Origin of the sequence: Pseudomonas sp. Sample_14 (genome assembly GCF_004307515.1) — a bacterium.
In the GTDB taxonomy this organism is placed as follows: domain Bacteria; phylum Pseudomonadota; class Gammaproteobacteria; order Pseudomonadales; family Pseudomonadaceae; genus Aquipseudomonas; species Aquipseudomonas atacamensis.
Genome location: NZ_RCOC01000058.1, coordinates 68,022 through 81,993 on the forward strand (window position 1 = coordinate 68,022; position 13,972 = coordinate 81,993).

The window sequence follows — 13,972 nt, forward strand, 5'->3', positions numbered from 1 at the left end:
GAATGATTAAGGGTCAAAAGGCAGGCAAAAAAAATCGCAGCTCAATGCTGCGATTTTCTGATTCAGGCTAAGGCTTTTTCGATCGCGGCAATCACTGTCGGATCATCCGGCGCCGTGCGCGGCGAGAACCGCGCCAGTACCCGGCCATCCTTGCCGAGCAGAAACTTTTCGAAGTTCCAGGTGATGTCACCGGGAAATTCGGCGCCCTCGCCCGCCAGCAGGCGATACAACTGATGCCGCTCGTGGCCGTTGACTTCGAGCTTGCTCGACAACGGAAAGGTCACGCCATAGTTGAGGCTGCAGAACTCCTGGATCTCTTTCTCCGAGCCTGGCTCCTGACCGGCAAACTGGTTGCACGGCAGGCCCAGCACAGCAAAGCCTTTATCTTTGTATTGCTGGTAGAGGTTTTCCAGTGCCGCGTACTGAGGGGTCAAGCCGCATTTGGAGGCCACGTTGACCACCAGCACGACTTGGCCCTTGAACGGCGCCAGCGGTAGCTCCTGACCATCCAGGGCTGTCAACTTAAGGTCGTGAAAAGCACTCATGCCGAACTCCAGGATTCTCGTGTTCTACTCGAAACAGCCACTTGGCGAGGCCACCAAGGACAGCCGCGGACTAAAAAGGCGCCCACAGGCGCCTCTCCAGTACTCGAAGCTTAGCGCAGAAAATCAGTGGTGATGGCCACCTTCGCCATGGACGTGACCATGAGCGATTTCTTCCTGGCTGGCGTCACGGATATCAACGATCTTCACTTCGAAGTTCAGGCGCTGACCGGCCAGAGGGTGGTTGCCATCAACGGTGACGTCGTCGCCGTCCAGATCACGGATGGTGACGATCTGCATCTGGCCGTCCGGCGCCGAAGCGTGGAACTGCATGCCGACTTCCAGCTCGTCAACGCCTTCGAACATGCTGCGGCTCAGGGTGCTGACCAGTTCAGCGGCGTATTCACCGTAAGCATCTTCCGGCTCAACGGCTACTTTCAGCTCGTCGCCGACAGCTTTGCCTTCAAGGGCTTTTTCCAGGCCCGGGATGATGTTGCCTGCGCCTTGCAGGTAAACCAGCGGAGCGCCGCCGGCGGAGCTGTCGATGACCTCACCAGCGTCGTTGGTCAGGGTATAGTCGATGGAGACAGCCTTATTGGCGGCGATCAGCATGGGGCGAGACCTTTTGCATAAGAATATAGAAAGGCCAAGTTTAGCGAAGCAATCGCGTGAAAGCGACCACAACCCGGACAAACGGGTTTCGACCATCACCGGCTTCCATCAGGACGAAGATGGCCATTGGGTGGTCGAGCTTTCCTGTGGCCACACCCAGCACCTGCGCCACCAACCGCCGTGGCAAACCCGTGCCTGGGTCCTGGATCCGGCGCAACGTATTGAAAAAACAGGTCAACCCTTTGCCTGCGGTTGGTGTGCACAAGGCTCGGTTAGCGCTAACCTTGGCGACTGAATTTCGGTAGTCGGCCAGACATAGGCTGACACCCTTGCATAGAGAATTCCCATGCAAACTTTTTTTATCGCCCCCACCGATTTTGGCGTGGGTCTGACCTCCATTAGCCTCGGGCTGGTGCGCACGCTTGAACGCGCCGGTCTCAAAGTCGGCTTCTTCAAACCGATCGCCCAGCCACATCCGGGCGACACTGGCCCTGAGCGTTCCACCGAACTGGTGGCGCGCACCCATGGCCTGAAACCGCCGCAGCCGTTGGGGCTGGCGCACGTCGAACGCATGCTCGGCGACGGTCAGCTCGACGAATTGCTCGAAGAAATCATCGCCCTGTATCAGCAAGCGGCGGTCGGCAAAGACGTGCTGGTGGTAGAAGGCATGGTGCCGACCCGCAGCGCCAGTTACGCCGCGCGGGTCAATCTGCACCTGGCCAAGAGCCTGGATGCCGAGGTGATTCTGGTCTCGGCGCCGGAAAACGAAGTGCTCGCCGAGCTTTCTGGCCGTGTCGAGCTTCAGGCTCAATTGTTCGGCGGCCCGAAAGATCCGAAAGTCCTCGGAGTGATCCTCAACAAGGTCAAAACCGACGAGAGCATGGACGCCTTCGCCACACGCCTGAAAGAGCATTCGCCGTTGCTGCGCAGCGGTGATTTCCGCTTGCTTGGCTGCATCCCGTTTCAGCCGGAACTCAATGCGCCGCGCACCCGCGACGTCGCCGACCTGATGGGTGCGCAAGTGCTCAACGCGGGAGACTACGAAACCCGGCGCATGAGCAAAATCATCATTTGCGCACGAACCATGCGCAACACCGTCGAGCTGCTCAAGCCCGGCGTGCTGGTGGTGACCCCGGGCGATCGCGACGACATCATCCTCGCCGTCAGCCTCGCGGCGATCAACGGTGTGCCGCTGGCCGGCCTGCTGCTGACCAGCGACACCCTGCCCGACCCGCGCATCATGGACCTGTGCCGAGGCGCGTTGCAGGCCGGTTTGCCGGTGTTGTCGGTGAGCACCGGCTCGTACGACACCGCCAATCTGCTCAATGGCCTGAACAAGGAAATTCCGATCGATGACCGCGAGCGCGCGGAGATCATCACCGATTTCGTCGCCAGCCACCTCGACGCCAACTGGCTGCATCAGCGCTGCGGTACGCCTCGGGAGATGCGCCTGTCGCCGGCAGTGTTCCGTTATCAATTGATCCAGCGCGCGCAAGCGGCGAACAAGCGCATCGTGCTGCCCGAAGGCAGCGAGCCGTTCACCGTGCAAGCGGCGGCGATCTGTCAGGAACGCGGGATTGCCCGCTGCGTGCTGTTGGCCAAACCCGAAGACGTCGAAGCGGTCGCCCGCGCGCAAGGCATCGTGCTGCCGCCGGGTCTGGAAATCCTTGACCCGGACCACATCCGCGAGCGTTACGTCGAGCCGATGGTCGCCCTGCGCAAGAGCAAAAGCCTCAACGCACCGATGGCCGAGCAACAATTGGAAGACACCGTGGTGATCGGCACCATGATGCTGGCGCTGGACGAGGTCGACGGCTTGGTTTCGGGTGTGATCAACACCACCGCCAACACCATCCGCCCGGCCCTGCAACTGATCAAGACCGCACCGGGCTGCACGCTGGTGTCGTCGGTGTTCTTCATGCTTTTTCCGGAAGAAGTGCTGGTCTACGGCGACTGCGTGATGAACCCGCACCCGAGCGCCGCGGAACTGGCCGAGATCGCCCTGCAAAGCGCCGACTCGGCAGCCGCATTCGGCATCACCCCACGGGTGGCGATGATCAGCTATTCCAGCGGCGAATCGGCGCGCGGTGAAGAAGTCGAGAAAGTCCGCGAGGCAACTCTGCTCGCCCATGAGCAACAAAACTCGCTGTTGATCGACGGCCCGTTGCAGTACGACGCTGCCGCCAACGCCGACGTGGCGCGGCAACTGGCGCCGAACAGTCAGGTCGCCGGGCGCGCCACGGTGTTTGTGTTCCCCGATCTGAACACCGGCAACACCACGCACAAAGCCGTGCAGCGCAGCGCCGATTGCGTCAGCCTCGGGCCGATGCTGCAAGGCCTGCGCAAACCGGTGAACGACCTGCCGCGCGGCGCGCAAGTCGATGACATCGTCTACACCATCGCGCTCACCGCGATTCAAGCCGCCAACCGACCTATGGATGTGTAAATGCTGGATTTTCTACCCGCACCCGTGCGCGGCGTAATCGCCTCGCTGCTGTTGGCGCTCAATACGATTCTGCTGTGCTCGTTCCTGTTCTGCGTGGCGCTGGTCAAGGCTTTGCCGTTTGCCTTTACCCAGCGCATCGCCGGTTGGCTGATGAGCCACACCCACGAGGCGTGGATCAGCAACAACAAGGGCTGGATGAATCTGGTACGGCGCACCCGCTGGCACCTCAGCGGCCTGCAAGGTCTCGACTATCAGCACTCGTACCTGATCACCAGCAACCACCAGAGCTGGGTGGATATTCTGGTGCTGCAATACGTGCTCAATCGCAAGATCCAACCGCTGAAATTCTTCCTCAAGCAGGAGCTGATCTGGGTGCCGGTGATTGGCCTGGCCTGGTGGGCGCTGGGCTTTCCGTTCATGAAGCGCTACTCCAAGGCGTACCTGGAAAAACACCCGGAGAAGAAAGGCAAGGACTTGGAAACCACGCGCAAGACCTGCGCGAAATTCCGGCATAACCCGGTGGGAATTTTCAACTTCGTCGAAGGCACACGCTTCACCGCAGGCAAGCATGCGCAGCAGCAGTCACCGTTCAAGTACCTGCTCAAGCCCAAGGCCGGCGGGATCGCCTTTGTGCTCGATGCGATGGGCGAACAGCTGGAATCAATCGTCAATGTGACGATTCATTATCCGGCCGGGCGTCCGGGGTTCTGGGATTTGCTCTGCGGCAATGTGCGCGATGTGGTGGTGCATTTTGAAGAAATTAAAATCCCGCCGGCCTTCATCGGCAAAAACTACGACCAGGACGGCGAGTACCGTTTGCAGTTTCAGGGCTGGATCAATCAACTGTGGCTGGACAAGGATGCGTTGCTGGAGCAGATGCACCGCGAATTTCCAGGTCACCAATAACCCCCTGTGGGAGCGAGCCTGCTCGCGAAAGCGGTGGATCAGCATACAAAGATGTTGAATGAGATAAAGCTTTCGCGAGCAGGCTCGCTCCCACAGTTTTAATTGCAGCGCTCTGAAATAAAAAGCCCGCCGATGATCACTCACCGGCGGGCTTTTTCTTGCCGCTTGCAGCTAGAAGCTTGTCGCTGCTTCTGCCTTAGATCGCGCCACGCTGACGCAACAGCTCCAGCACTTGCTTGACGCTTTCTTCCAGGCTCAGCGACTGCGTGTCGATCACCAGGTCGGCATTGAGCGGCACGTCGTACGGGAAGGATTCGCCCGGGATGTTGTCGCCGCCAGCGGCGTACAGACCTTGCGGATCACGCTCGGCGCACACGGTCGGCGAGGCCTGCACATAGACCGTCAGCAAGCGATCCTTGCCGATCAGTTCCTTGGCCTGCTCGCGACCTTCGGCACTCGGCGCAACGAACGCGGCCAGCGTCAGCAGCCCCGCTTCGTTGAACTGACGCGCCACGTGCGCGGCACGACGCCAGTTCTCGGTACGCCCGGCGCGATCTTGTGGCAGACCTTTGTTCAAATCATGACGCAGATTCTGGCCATCGAGTACAAACACCGCGCGCCCCATGTCGAACAGCTTGCGTTCGACCGCATAAGCCAGGGTGCTTTTGCCCGCGCCCGAAAGACCGCTGAACAGCACGGTGGCCGGTTGCTGGCCGAAGCGCTGGGCGCGTTCTTCAGTCGCCACGTGGGCCAATTTGCCGTGGTGGGTTGCAGTGCCATGCGCTACAGGCTGAGCGACGATCATGCCGGCGCCAACGGTGCCGTTGGTCAGGCGATCAATGACGATGAATGCGCCGGTGGTGCGGTTGCTTTCGTAACCGTCGAGGGCGATCGGCGCGTCGAGCGCGATCTTCACCTTGCCGATTTCGTTGAGCTGCAATGCGCTCGCTGGGCCTTCTTCCAGAGTGTTCACGTCGACCTTGTTGACGATGCTGGCGATCGAGCCCGGCACGTAACTGGTGGCGCGTTTGATGTCGTATTTCTTGCCCGGCAGCATCGGCTCTTCAGCCATCCACACCAGCATCGCTTCGAAGCTGTCGGTGACCGGCGGCACGTTGTCGGCATGCACCAACAGGTCGCCACGGGAGATATCGATTTCGTCTTCCATGGTCAGCGTTACCGCCTGACCGGGACCGGCGTGTTCCAGCTCACCTTCAAAAGTGACGATGGACTTCACCCGGCTGCTCTTGCCCGACGGCAGCACCACGACTTCGTCGCCCTTGTGCACAATGCCGCTGGCCAGGGTGCCGGCGAAACCACGGAAGTTCAGGTTCGGACGGTTGACGTACTGCACCGGGAAACGCAGATCGGTGAAGTTGCGATCGCCCGCCACTTCCACAGTCTCGAGGATTTCCATCAGCGACTGGCCGGTGTACCACGGCGAGCGCTCGGACTTGTTCACCACGTTGTCGCCTTTAAGGGCAGACATCGGCACGAAGTGCATGCTGGTCGGCTTCATCTTCAAGCCTTCCGCGAACTTCAGGTAGTCAGCCTTGATCGATTCGAACACGCCTTCGTCGAAGTCCTTCAAGTCCATCTTGTTGATGGCGACGACGATGTGTTTGATACCCAGCAAAGAAGCGATGAAGCTGTGGCGACGGGTCTGGGTCTGCACGCCGTAACGGGCGTCGACCAGAATGATCGCCAGGTCACAGGTGGACGCACCGGTGGCCATGTTGCGGGTGTACTGCTCATGGCCGGGGGTGTCGGCGATGATGAATTTGCGCTTGGCGGTGGAGAAATAGCGGTAGGCGACATCAATGGTGATGCCCTGCTCACGCTCGGCCTGCAGACCGTCGACCAGCAACGCCAGATCGATGTCGTCACCGGTGGTGCCGACTTTCTTCGAATCGCGGGTGATCGCTTCGAGGTGATCTTCGTAGATCATTTTCGAGTCGTGCAGCAGGCGCCCGATCAGGGTGCTCTTGCCGTCATCGACGTTACCGCAGGTCAAAAAGCGCAGCAGCTCTTTACGTTCGTGCTGGCCCAGGTAGGCGAGGATGTCCTCGCTGATCAAATCAGAAACATGCGACATGACAGCCCCTTAGAAATAGCCTTGACGTTTTTTGTCTTCCATCGAGCCTGCGCCATCGTGGTCGATGACCCGGCCCTGGCGCTCGGAAGTTCGCGTCAGGAGCATTTCCTGAATGATGTCCGTCAGGCTTTCGGCCTCGGACTCCACCGCGCCCGTCAACGGGTAGCAGCCAAGGGTGCGGAACCGCACTTTCTTTTTCACGATGCGCGCTTTGTCTTCATCGGACAGGTGCTCGAGGATGCGCTCGTCGTCGATCATGATCAGCGTGCCGTTCTTCTCGATCACTTCGCGTTCGGCGGCAAAGTACAGCGGCACAATCGGGATGCCTTCAAGATAGATGTACTGCCAGATGTCCAGCTCGGTCCAGTTCGACAACGGGAACACACGGATGGATTCGCCCTTGTTGACCTTGCCGTTGTAGACGTTCCACAGCTCTGGACGCTGGTTTTTCGGGTCCCAGCGGTGCTTGCTGTCGCGGAACGAGTACACGCGCTCTTTGGCGCGGGATTTCTCTTCATCGCGACGGGCGCCGCCGAACGCTGCATCGAAACCATGCTTGTCGAGTGCCTGTTTCAGGCCTTCGGTTTTCATGATGTCGGTGTGCTTGGCGCTGCCGTGGGTGAACGGGTTGATGTTCTGCGCCACGCCATCGGGGTTGATGTGGGTGATCAGGTCCAGGCCCAAGTCTTCGACCATCTTGTCGCGGAACTTGTACATTTCCTGGAATTTCCAGCGGGTGTCGACGTGCATCACCGGAAACGGCAGTTTGCCCGGGAAGAACGCCTTGCGTGCCAGGTGCAGCATCACGGCGGAGTCTTTACCGATGGAGTACAGCATCACCGGGTTATCGAACTCGGCGGCCACCTCGCGGATGATGTGGATGCTTTCCGCCTCCAGCTGTTTCAGATGCGTCAGTTTGTCGACCATGGCTACTCACGAAAGCTTTCTTATGAACGGCCAGCGGGCCGTGTTCGAGCGAGGAATCCTAGCACAGCGACCTCTTCTAATCAGGACGCCAACTAGATCGAAAGGGTATATGAATATGCCTGCCAGTTCGGCCCGTCAGGGCCGAATGTGGGAGCGAGCTTGCTCGCGAAAGCGGATTGTCAGGCACCTTTGTATGAAGGTCTGAGGCCTTCGCGAGCAGGCTCGCTCCCACAGGAGTTTGCGGTGAGCTCAGATCGGGTTCGGGATGTCGATGAAGATGTGTTCAAGGGCAAAGCGCTTCGCCAGATACTCACCCAGCGCCTGCACGCCGTAGCGTTCGGTGGCGTGGTGGCCAGCGGCGATGAAGCTGATGTCGTTTTCCCGCGCACTGTGGAAAGTCTGCTCGGAGGCCTCGCCACTGATGAACAGGTCGACCCCCGCCGCCACGCCCTGATCGATATAGCCCTGGCCGCCGCCGGTGCACCAACCGACGCGGCGGATCATGCCGCTGCCTTCGATCAGCAGCGGCTCGCGCCCCATGACTTCCTGCACCTTGCGCGCGAAATCCCGCGCAGTCATTGGCTCATTCAGTGAACCGACCAGCCCGACGACTTTCGGATTGCTCGGGTCTAGCGGCCCTTCGACAGTGATGTCGAGCTGACGCGCCAGTTGCACGTTGTTGCCGACGTCCGGGTGCAGATCCAGCGGCAGGTGATAGGCGAGCAGACTGATGTCGTGCTTGAGCAAGGTTTTCAAGCGGCGCTGTTTCATGCCGGTGACGCAAGGGTTTTCGCCTTTCCAGAAATAACCGTGGTGGACCAGGATCAGGTCGGCCTCGGCTTCGACGGTGGCGTCCAATAAAGCCTGGCTGGCGGTGACGCCACTGACGATGCGCATCACCTGCGGGCGGCCTTCGACCTGTAATCCGTTGGGGCAATAATCGGCAATTTTCGCACTGCCCAGGTAACGGTCGGCTTCTTCGACGAGGGTGCTGAGGGCAACGGCCATGAAAGACTCCTAAATATCCCGTTCAGAGGCGCGCGCGGCCTCGTATAATGCGCGACATTATGGGCGGTCTGACCTCGCCTGCAACCTTTCCAGGAACGTGCTTAATGCTCAAGGCGCTGCGTTTTTTTGGCTGGCCGCTGTTGGCCGGTGTGCTTATCGCTCTGTTGATTATTCAGCGTTACCCCGAGTGGGTCGGGCTGCCGAGCCTCGACGTCAATCTGCAACAGGCCCCTCAGACCACGATCGTGCAGCAGGGGCCGGTGTCCTATGCGGATGCGGTGGGCATCGCCGCGCCGTCGGTGGTCAACCTGTACACCACCAAGGTCATCAACAAACCGGCGCATCCCTTGTTCGAGGATCCGCAGTTCCGCCGCTTCTTCGGTGATAACTCGCCGAAACAGAAGCGCATGGAATCGAGCCTGGGTTCCGGGGTGATCATGAGCCCGGAAGGCTACATCCTTACCAACAACCACGTCACCAGCGGCGCCGACCAGATTGTCGTGGCGCTGAAGGATGGTCGCGAAACACTCGCGCGGGTGATCGGCAGCGATCCGGAAACCGACCTTGCTGTCCTTAAAATCGATCTGAAAAACCTGCCGGCAATCACCGTCGGCCGCTCCGACAGCATTCGCATCGGCGACGTCGCGCTGGCCATCGGCAACCCGTTCGGCGTCGGCCAGACCGTGACCATGGGTATCATCAGCGCCACCGGCCGTAATCAGTTGGGCCTGAACAACTACGAAGACTTCATCCAGACCGATGCGGCGATCAACCCGGGCAACTCCGGCGGTGCGCTGGTCGATGCCAACGGCAACCTCACCGGTATCAACACGGCGATCTTTTCCAAATCCGGCGGCTCGCAAGGCATCGGTTTTGCCATCCCGGTGAAACTGGCGATGGAAGTGATGAAATCGATCATCGAGCACGGCCAGGTGATTCGCGGCTGGCTGGGCATCGAAGTACAACCGCTGACTCAGGAACTGGCGGAGTCGTTTGGCTTGTCCGGGCGACCGGGGATTGTCGTCGCGGGGATCTTCCGTGACGGCCCGGCGCAGAAAGCCGGCCTGCAACTGGGCGATGTGATTCTGAACATCGATGGCGAGCCGGCCGGCGATGGTCGCCGCTCGATGAACCAGGTGGCGCGGATCAAACCGACCGACAAGGTGACGATCCAGGTCATGCGCAACGGCAAAGAGCTGAAGCTGACGGCTGAAATCGGCCTGCGTCCACCACCGGCACCGGTGAAAGAAAAAGAAGAGTAAAAATGTTTTCGCGCCAGTGGCGCGAATAACAGACATTCTCAACAGGCATGTTATATTGTTTCAATTCTAGCAATTGGAACAACATAACATGTCGTCTCGCAAAAAGGCCTCGCTGTTGGGCCTGACTCTGGGTTTGCTCTGCGGTCCCGCCTTCGCCGATGAGCCGCAGCCCGTTGAGCTGGAAGCCATCAGCGTCACTTCCGACTACGAATCACCCACCGGCCCGGTCAGCGGTTATCGCGCGACTCGCTCGGCCAGTGCGACCAAAACCGACACGGCGATTCGCGATATCCCACAAGCCATCAGCGTCGTTCCGGCCAGTGTGCTCTCGGATCTGGGCAGCACCAGCGTTGAACGCGCGCTGGATTTTGCCGGCGGCGTGTCGAAGCAGAACAACTTCGGCGGCCTGACCCTGTACGAATACAGCGTGCGCGGCTTTACCACCTCGGAGTTCTACAAGGACGGCTTCAGCGCCAATCGCGGTTACCCGAGCACGCCGGATGCAGCGAACATCGAGCGCATCGAAGTGCTCAAAGGCCCGGCCGCCAGCCTTTACGGCCGGGGAGATCCGGGCGGCACGGTGAACATCGTCACCAAGAAGCCGCAGCCCGAAGCGTTCACCACTGTGCAAACCAGCGCCGGCAGTTGGGATCGCTACCGCACCGCGCTGGACGTCAACACGCCCCTTGATGACCAGGGCAATGTGCTCTCGCGCATCAACTTCGCCGTAGAAGACAACAACAGCTTTCGCGACCACGTCGACAGCCAGCGGGTATTCGTCGCGCCCTCGATCAGTTGGCAGTTGAACCCGGACACCTCGCTGCTGGTGGAGAGCGAAATCGTCCGTCACAACTCGACGTTCGATCGTGGTGTGGTGGCGCCGAACAACAAGCGGAGCGGCGTATCGCGCTCGACCTTCCTCGGCGAGCCCAACGACGGCAACATCGACAACCACAACAACCTGCTCCAGGCCACTCTTGAACACCATCTGAACGACAGCTGGAAACTGCGCCTGGCCAGTCACTACAAGGAAGGCAAGCTCTGGGGCGACGCTTCCGAAGCACGACCGCTGAACGCCGACGGCCACACGGTCAACCGCCGCTTGCGCGAACGCGACACGAGTTGGCACGACAGCATCACCCAACTGGAACTGCGCGGTCTGTTCGACCTCGGCCCGTGGCAGCATGAATTGCTGATCGGCACCGAGTACGAGAATTACCGCAAGGACGAACGCGTCACCACCATTGCTGGCGGCCCCTACGCCATCGACATCTATAAGCCGGTTTACGGTCAGCCTAAACCCAACGGCGCACGCTCGGGCACCGACTTCTTCGAACACGTCGAAAGTCATGCGCTGAATCTGCAGGACCAGATCATCTTCACCGACAAGCTGCGCGGCATGGTCGGCGCGCGCTTCGAGCATTTCGATCAGCGCATCGACGATCACAGCCGCAACGCCAAAAGCCAGCAGCGCCACGACGCACTGACTCAACGCGCCGGCCTGCTCTATCAGCTCACGCCTAATACCGGCCTGTTCGCCAACGCCTCGACCTCGTTCAAACCGAACAACGGCCTGGATGCTTCCGGCAAATCCTTCGATCCGGAAGAAGGCGTCGGTTACGAAGTGGGGATCAAGAACGAGCTGTTTGATGAGCGGGTGAGCAGCACCCTCGCCTTCTTCCACATCGACAAGGAAAACGTTCTCGCCCTCGATCCGGGCACCGACACCAGCCGCGCCATGGGCAAGGCACGCAGTCAGGGTTTCGATTGGCAAGTGAGCGGCCAGGTGACCGACGCGATACGGGTCATCGGCGCCTTCGCCTACATCGACGCCGAGGTGACCAAGGGTGACGCGACCATTCCCACCGGCAGCCGCATCCTCGGCGTGGCCAAACGCAGCGGCAGTCTGCTGGGTGTGTATGAATTTCAGGATGGCCGTCTGCGCGGTTCAGACGTCGGCGCAGCGTTCACCTACGTCGGCGATCGCTCGGGCGAATCCGGCAGCGACTTCGAATTGCCGGCCTACCAGACCGTCGACTTGCTCGCGCATTACAAGGCCAGCGACAACGTCACGCTCGGCCTGAACCTGAACAACATCTTCGACGAAAAATACTACGAGCGCTCTTACAGCAACTACTGGGTCAACCCCGGCGAGCCACGCAATTTCACTGTCAGCCTGACACTCAACCTGTAAAAGGACGTCACCATGCACTACGGCAAATCCCTTCTGCTCATCGCTGCGCTGTTCACCGGCCAGGTGTCGGCGCACGGCCTGTGGACAGAGGAGCGACGCGGCAACATCGAAGTGATCTACGGCCATGGCGCCGAAGACAACGCCTTCAAGGCGCAGAAAATCAGCGGTGCCTGGGCTTATGACGCAAGCGGCAAAATGATCCCGGTCAGCGTCGAGCGCCTGGCCGATCATGCCCGTTTGAAACCATTGAAGCCGCCGGCGGTGCTGGCCGTGGCGCTGAACAACGGCATGTGGTCGCAGACGGCGGACAAGAAGTGGATCAACGAAGGACGCAGCAAAGTGCCCGGCGCCACCGAGGCCACGCAGACGTTCAAGTACAGCCTGGCGATCTATCAGCCGGGGACGAAGTTGCCGAAACTGGAGCAGATCAAACTGCTGATCCTGCCGGAGGTTGATCCGCTGACGGTCGGGCCGGGTAAATCGTTACCGGTGCGGGTGCTGCTCGATGGCAAACCGGCGGCGGGGGTGAAGTTGTATGGCGACTATCGCAGCGCGCCAAACACCCTGAGCACCGAGACCGACAAGGATGGGCGTGCGCAGGTGCTGGTGCGTAATGAAGGGTTGAATGTGATTGCGGCGCAGGTCGAGGTGCCGGTGAGGGACAGCGCGGATGTGGACAGTCGTGGGTTGTTCAGTTCGCTGACATTCCTTGGCGAGCCGCATCACGAATAAAAGCACACCCTCACCCCAGCCCTCTCCCAGAGGGAGAGGGAGCCGACCGAGTTGTCTTGCGGGATACATCGACCTGAAAGACCGAGTCGATTATGGATTCGGTAAACCAAATTCAGGTCGGTGAAATTCTGCAATATTCCCCATTCAGTCCCCTCTCCCTCCGGGAGAGGGCTAGGGTGAGGGGCTTTTGCTTTTAGAGGTCGCCAAGGCCGTCGATCAACGCCTGATTCTGCTCCGGCGTACCCACCGATATCCGCAGGAACTGCGCAATCCGCTCCTGCTTGAAGTGCCGCACGATCACGCCCTGCTCGCGCAGCTTGGCCGCCAGGCCCGCCGCATCATGCTGCGGGTGGCGAGCGAAGATGAAGTTGGCCGCCGACGGCAGCACTTCAAAGCCTTTAGCCTGCAACTGCGCCACCACCCATTCGCGGCTCTCGATCACCTGACGACAGGTCTTGTCGAAATACTCGCGATCTGCAAACGCCGCCGCCGCGCCGACAATCGCCAGACGATCCAGTGGATAGGAGTTGAAGCTGTTCTTGATCCGCTCCAGCGCTTCGATCAGGTCCGGATGCCCTACCGCCAGACCGACACGCAGGCCGGCCAGCGAGCGTGACTTGGACAGCGTCTGCGTCACCAGCAGATTCGGATAGCGGTCCACCAGACTGATCGCCGTCTCGCCGCCAAAGTCGATGTACGCCTCATCCACGACTACGACCGAATCAGGACTGGCCTTGAGGATTTGCTCGACCGCGTCCAGCGCCAGCAGGCACCCGGTCGGGGCGTTCGGGTTGGGAAAAATGATCCCGCCATTCGGTTTGGCGTAGTCGGCCGGGTTGATCTGGAACTGCGCATCCAGCGGCACCGCATCGAATTCAATCCCGTACAGACCGCAGTAGACCGGATAGAAGCTGTAGCTGATGTCCGGGAACAGCAGCGGCTGATCGTGTTGCAGCAGACCGTGGAAGATGTGCGCAAGCACCTCGTCCGAACCGTTGCCGAGGAACACCTGACTGGTTTGCACGCCGTAGTATTCGGCCACGGCGTTTTTCAGCAGATCACTGTTCGGGTCCGGGTACAGGCGCAGGTTGTCGTTGAGCTCGGCTTGCATCGCCGCCAGTGCTTTTGGCGACGGGCCATACGGATTTTCGTTGGTATTGAGCTTGACCAGTTTGGTCAGCTTCGGCTGTTCGCCCGGCACGTAGGGCACCAGATCCTTGACGAACGGGCTCCAGAATTTACTCATCG

12 protein-coding genes are annotated in these 13,972 nt (G+C 60.1%); 6 read left to right on the forward strand and 6 right to left on the reverse strand.

Going from position 1 to position 13,972, the window contains the following annotated elements:
* Positions 1 to 62 precede the first annotated feature (62 nt).
* The gene (locus tag D8U61_RS13170; protein WP_016771660.1) at positions 63 to 545 is read right to left on the reverse strand and encodes a glutathione peroxidase; all 483 of its coding nucleotides are present in this window, start codon (positions 543 to 545) and stop codon (positions 63 to 65) included.
* Positions 546 to 668: 123 nt separating this feature from the next.
* Positions 669 to 1,154 (reverse strand): peptidylprolyl isomerase, encoded by a 486-nt coding sequence (locus D8U61_RS13175; protein WP_016771661.1) that lies wholly within the window; start codon positions 1,152 to 1,154, stop codon positions 669 to 671.
* Here D8U61_RS13175 and D8U61_RS13180 point away from each other — a divergent pair.
* From D8U61_RS13180 to D8U61_RS13190, 3 genes are read left to right on the forward strand one after another with little or no spacing between them, the layout of a single operon-like run.
* Positions 1,123 to 1,449: a DUF3565 domain-containing protein gene (locus D8U61_RS13180; protein ID WP_073473919.1), complete on the forward strand. Its 327-nt coding sequence runs from the start codon at positions 1,123 to 1,125 to the stop codon at positions 1,447 to 1,449. The two genes, D8U61_RS13175 and D8U61_RS13180, sit on opposite strands and share 32 nt — an antisense overlap.
* A 51-nt stretch (positions 1,450 to 1,500) precedes the next feature.
* Positions 1,501 to 3,600 (forward strand): phosphate acetyltransferase, encoded by a 2,100-nt coding sequence (pta, locus tag D8U61_RS13185; RefSeq protein WP_024011632.1) that lies wholly within the window; start codon positions 1,501 to 1,503, stop codon positions 3,598 to 3,600.
* Positions 3,601 to 4,506, forward strand: coding sequence for an acyltransferase (locus D8U61_RS13190; protein ID WP_125927120.1), 906 nt, complete (start codon positions 3,601 to 3,603; stop codon positions 4,504 to 4,506).
* A 196-nt stretch (positions 4,507 to 4,702) separates the two neighbouring features.
* Here the strand turns inward: D8U61_RS13190 and cysN are convergent, their stop codons facing one another.
* From cysN to D8U61_RS13210, 3 genes are all read right to left on the reverse strand, one after another.
* A complete protein-coding gene (gene cysN / locus D8U61_RS13195; protein WP_073473760.1) occupies positions 4,703 to 6,601 on the reverse strand; it encodes a sulfate adenylyltransferase subunit CysN in 1,899 nt (632 codons plus the stop codon).
* Positions 6,602 to 6,610: 9 nt separating this feature from the next.
* Positions 6,611 to 7,528: a sulfate adenylyltransferase subunit CysD gene (gene cysD / locus D8U61_RS13200; RefSeq protein ID WP_016771664.1), complete on the reverse strand. Its 918-nt coding sequence runs from the start codon at positions 7,526 to 7,528 to the stop codon at positions 6,611 to 6,613.
* 249 nt (positions 7,529 to 7,777) lie between these two features.
* Positions 7,778 to 8,536, reverse strand: coding sequence for a Nif3-like dinuclear metal center hexameric protein (locus D8U61_RS13210; protein WP_130927084.1), 759 nt, complete (start codon positions 8,534 to 8,536; stop codon positions 7,778 to 7,780).
* A 104-nt stretch (positions 8,537 to 8,640) separates the two neighbouring features.
* Between D8U61_RS13210 and algW the strand changes: the two genes are divergently transcribed.
* From algW to D8U61_RS13225, 3 genes are all read left to right on the forward strand, one after another.
* Positions 8,641 to 9,798 carry a Do family serine endopeptidase AlgW gene (gene algW / locus D8U61_RS13215; RefSeq protein ID WP_130927085.1) on the forward strand — a complete coding sequence of 386 codons (1,158 nt, stop codon included), beginning with the start codon at positions 8,641 to 8,643 and terminating at the stop codon, positions 9,796 to 9,798.
* 88 nt (positions 9,799 to 9,886) lie between these two features.
* A complete protein-coding gene (locus tag D8U61_RS13220) occupies positions 9,887 to 11,992 on the forward strand; it encodes a TonB-dependent siderophore receptor (protein WP_130927086.1) in 2,106 nt (701 codons plus the stop codon).
* A 12-nt stretch (positions 11,993 to 12,004) separates the two neighbouring features.
* Positions 12,005 to 12,724, forward strand: coding sequence for a DUF4198 domain-containing protein (locus D8U61_RS13225; RefSeq protein ID WP_130927087.1), 720 nt, complete (start codon positions 12,005 to 12,007; stop codon positions 12,722 to 12,724).
* A gap of 193 nt (positions 12,725 to 12,917) precedes the next feature.
* Here the strand turns inward: D8U61_RS13225 and hisC are convergent, their stop codons facing one another.
* Positions 12,918 to 13,970, reverse strand: coding sequence for a histidinol-phosphate transaminase (gene hisC, locus D8U61_RS13230; RefSeq protein ID WP_016771666.1), 1,053 nt, complete (start codon positions 13,968 to 13,970; stop codon positions 12,918 to 12,920).
* Between the last annotated feature and the right edge of the window lie 2 nt (positions 13,971 to 13,972).

Bases quoted from the DNA above. Each gene is read 5' to 3' on its own strand.
- D8U61_RS13170 (WP_016771660.1), bottom strand. From the start codon at position 545: ATGAGTGCTTTTCACGACCTTAAGTTGACAGCCCTGGATGGTCAGGAG.
- D8U61_RS13180 (WP_073473919.1), top strand. From the start codon at position 1,123: ATGGAGACAGCCTTATTGGCGGCGATCAGCATGGGGCGAGACCTTTTG.
- D8U61_RS13175 (WP_016771661.1), bottom strand. From the start codon at position 1,154: ATGCTGATCGCCGCCAATAAGGCTGTCTCCATCGACTATACCCTGACC.
- pta (WP_024011632.1), top strand. From the start codon at position 1,501: ATGCAAACTTTTTTTATCGCCCCCACCGATTTTGGCGTGGGTCTGACC.
- D8U61_RS13190 (WP_125927120.1), top strand. From the start codon at position 3,601: ATGCTGGATTTTCTACCCGCACCCGTGCGCGGCGTAATCGCCTCGCTG.
- cysN (WP_073473760.1), bottom strand. From the start codon at position 6,601: ATGTCGCATGTTTCTGATTTGATCAGCGAGGACATCCTCGCCTACCTG.
- cysD (WP_016771664.1), bottom strand. From the start codon at position 7,528: ATGGTCGACAAACTGACGCATCTGAAACAGCTGGAGGCGGAAAGCATC.
- D8U61_RS13210 (WP_130927084.1), bottom strand. From the start codon at position 8,536: ATGGCCGTTGCCCTCAGCACCCTCGTCGAAGAAGCCGACCGTTACCTG.
- algW (WP_130927085.1), top strand. From the start codon at position 8,641: ATGCTCAAGGCGCTGCGTTTTTTTGGCTGGCCGCTGTTGGCCGGTGTG.
- D8U61_RS13220 (WP_130927086.1), top strand. From the start codon at position 9,887: ATGTCGTCTCGCAAAAAGGCCTCGCTGTTGGGCCTGACTCTGGGTTTG.
- D8U61_RS13225 (WP_130927087.1), top strand. From the start codon at position 12,005: ATGCACTACGGCAAATCCCTTCTGCTCATCGCTGCGCTGTTCACCGGC.
- hisC (WP_016771666.1), bottom strand. From the start codon at position 13,970: ATGAGTAAATTCTGGAGCCCGTTCGTCAAGGATCTGGTGCCCTACGTG.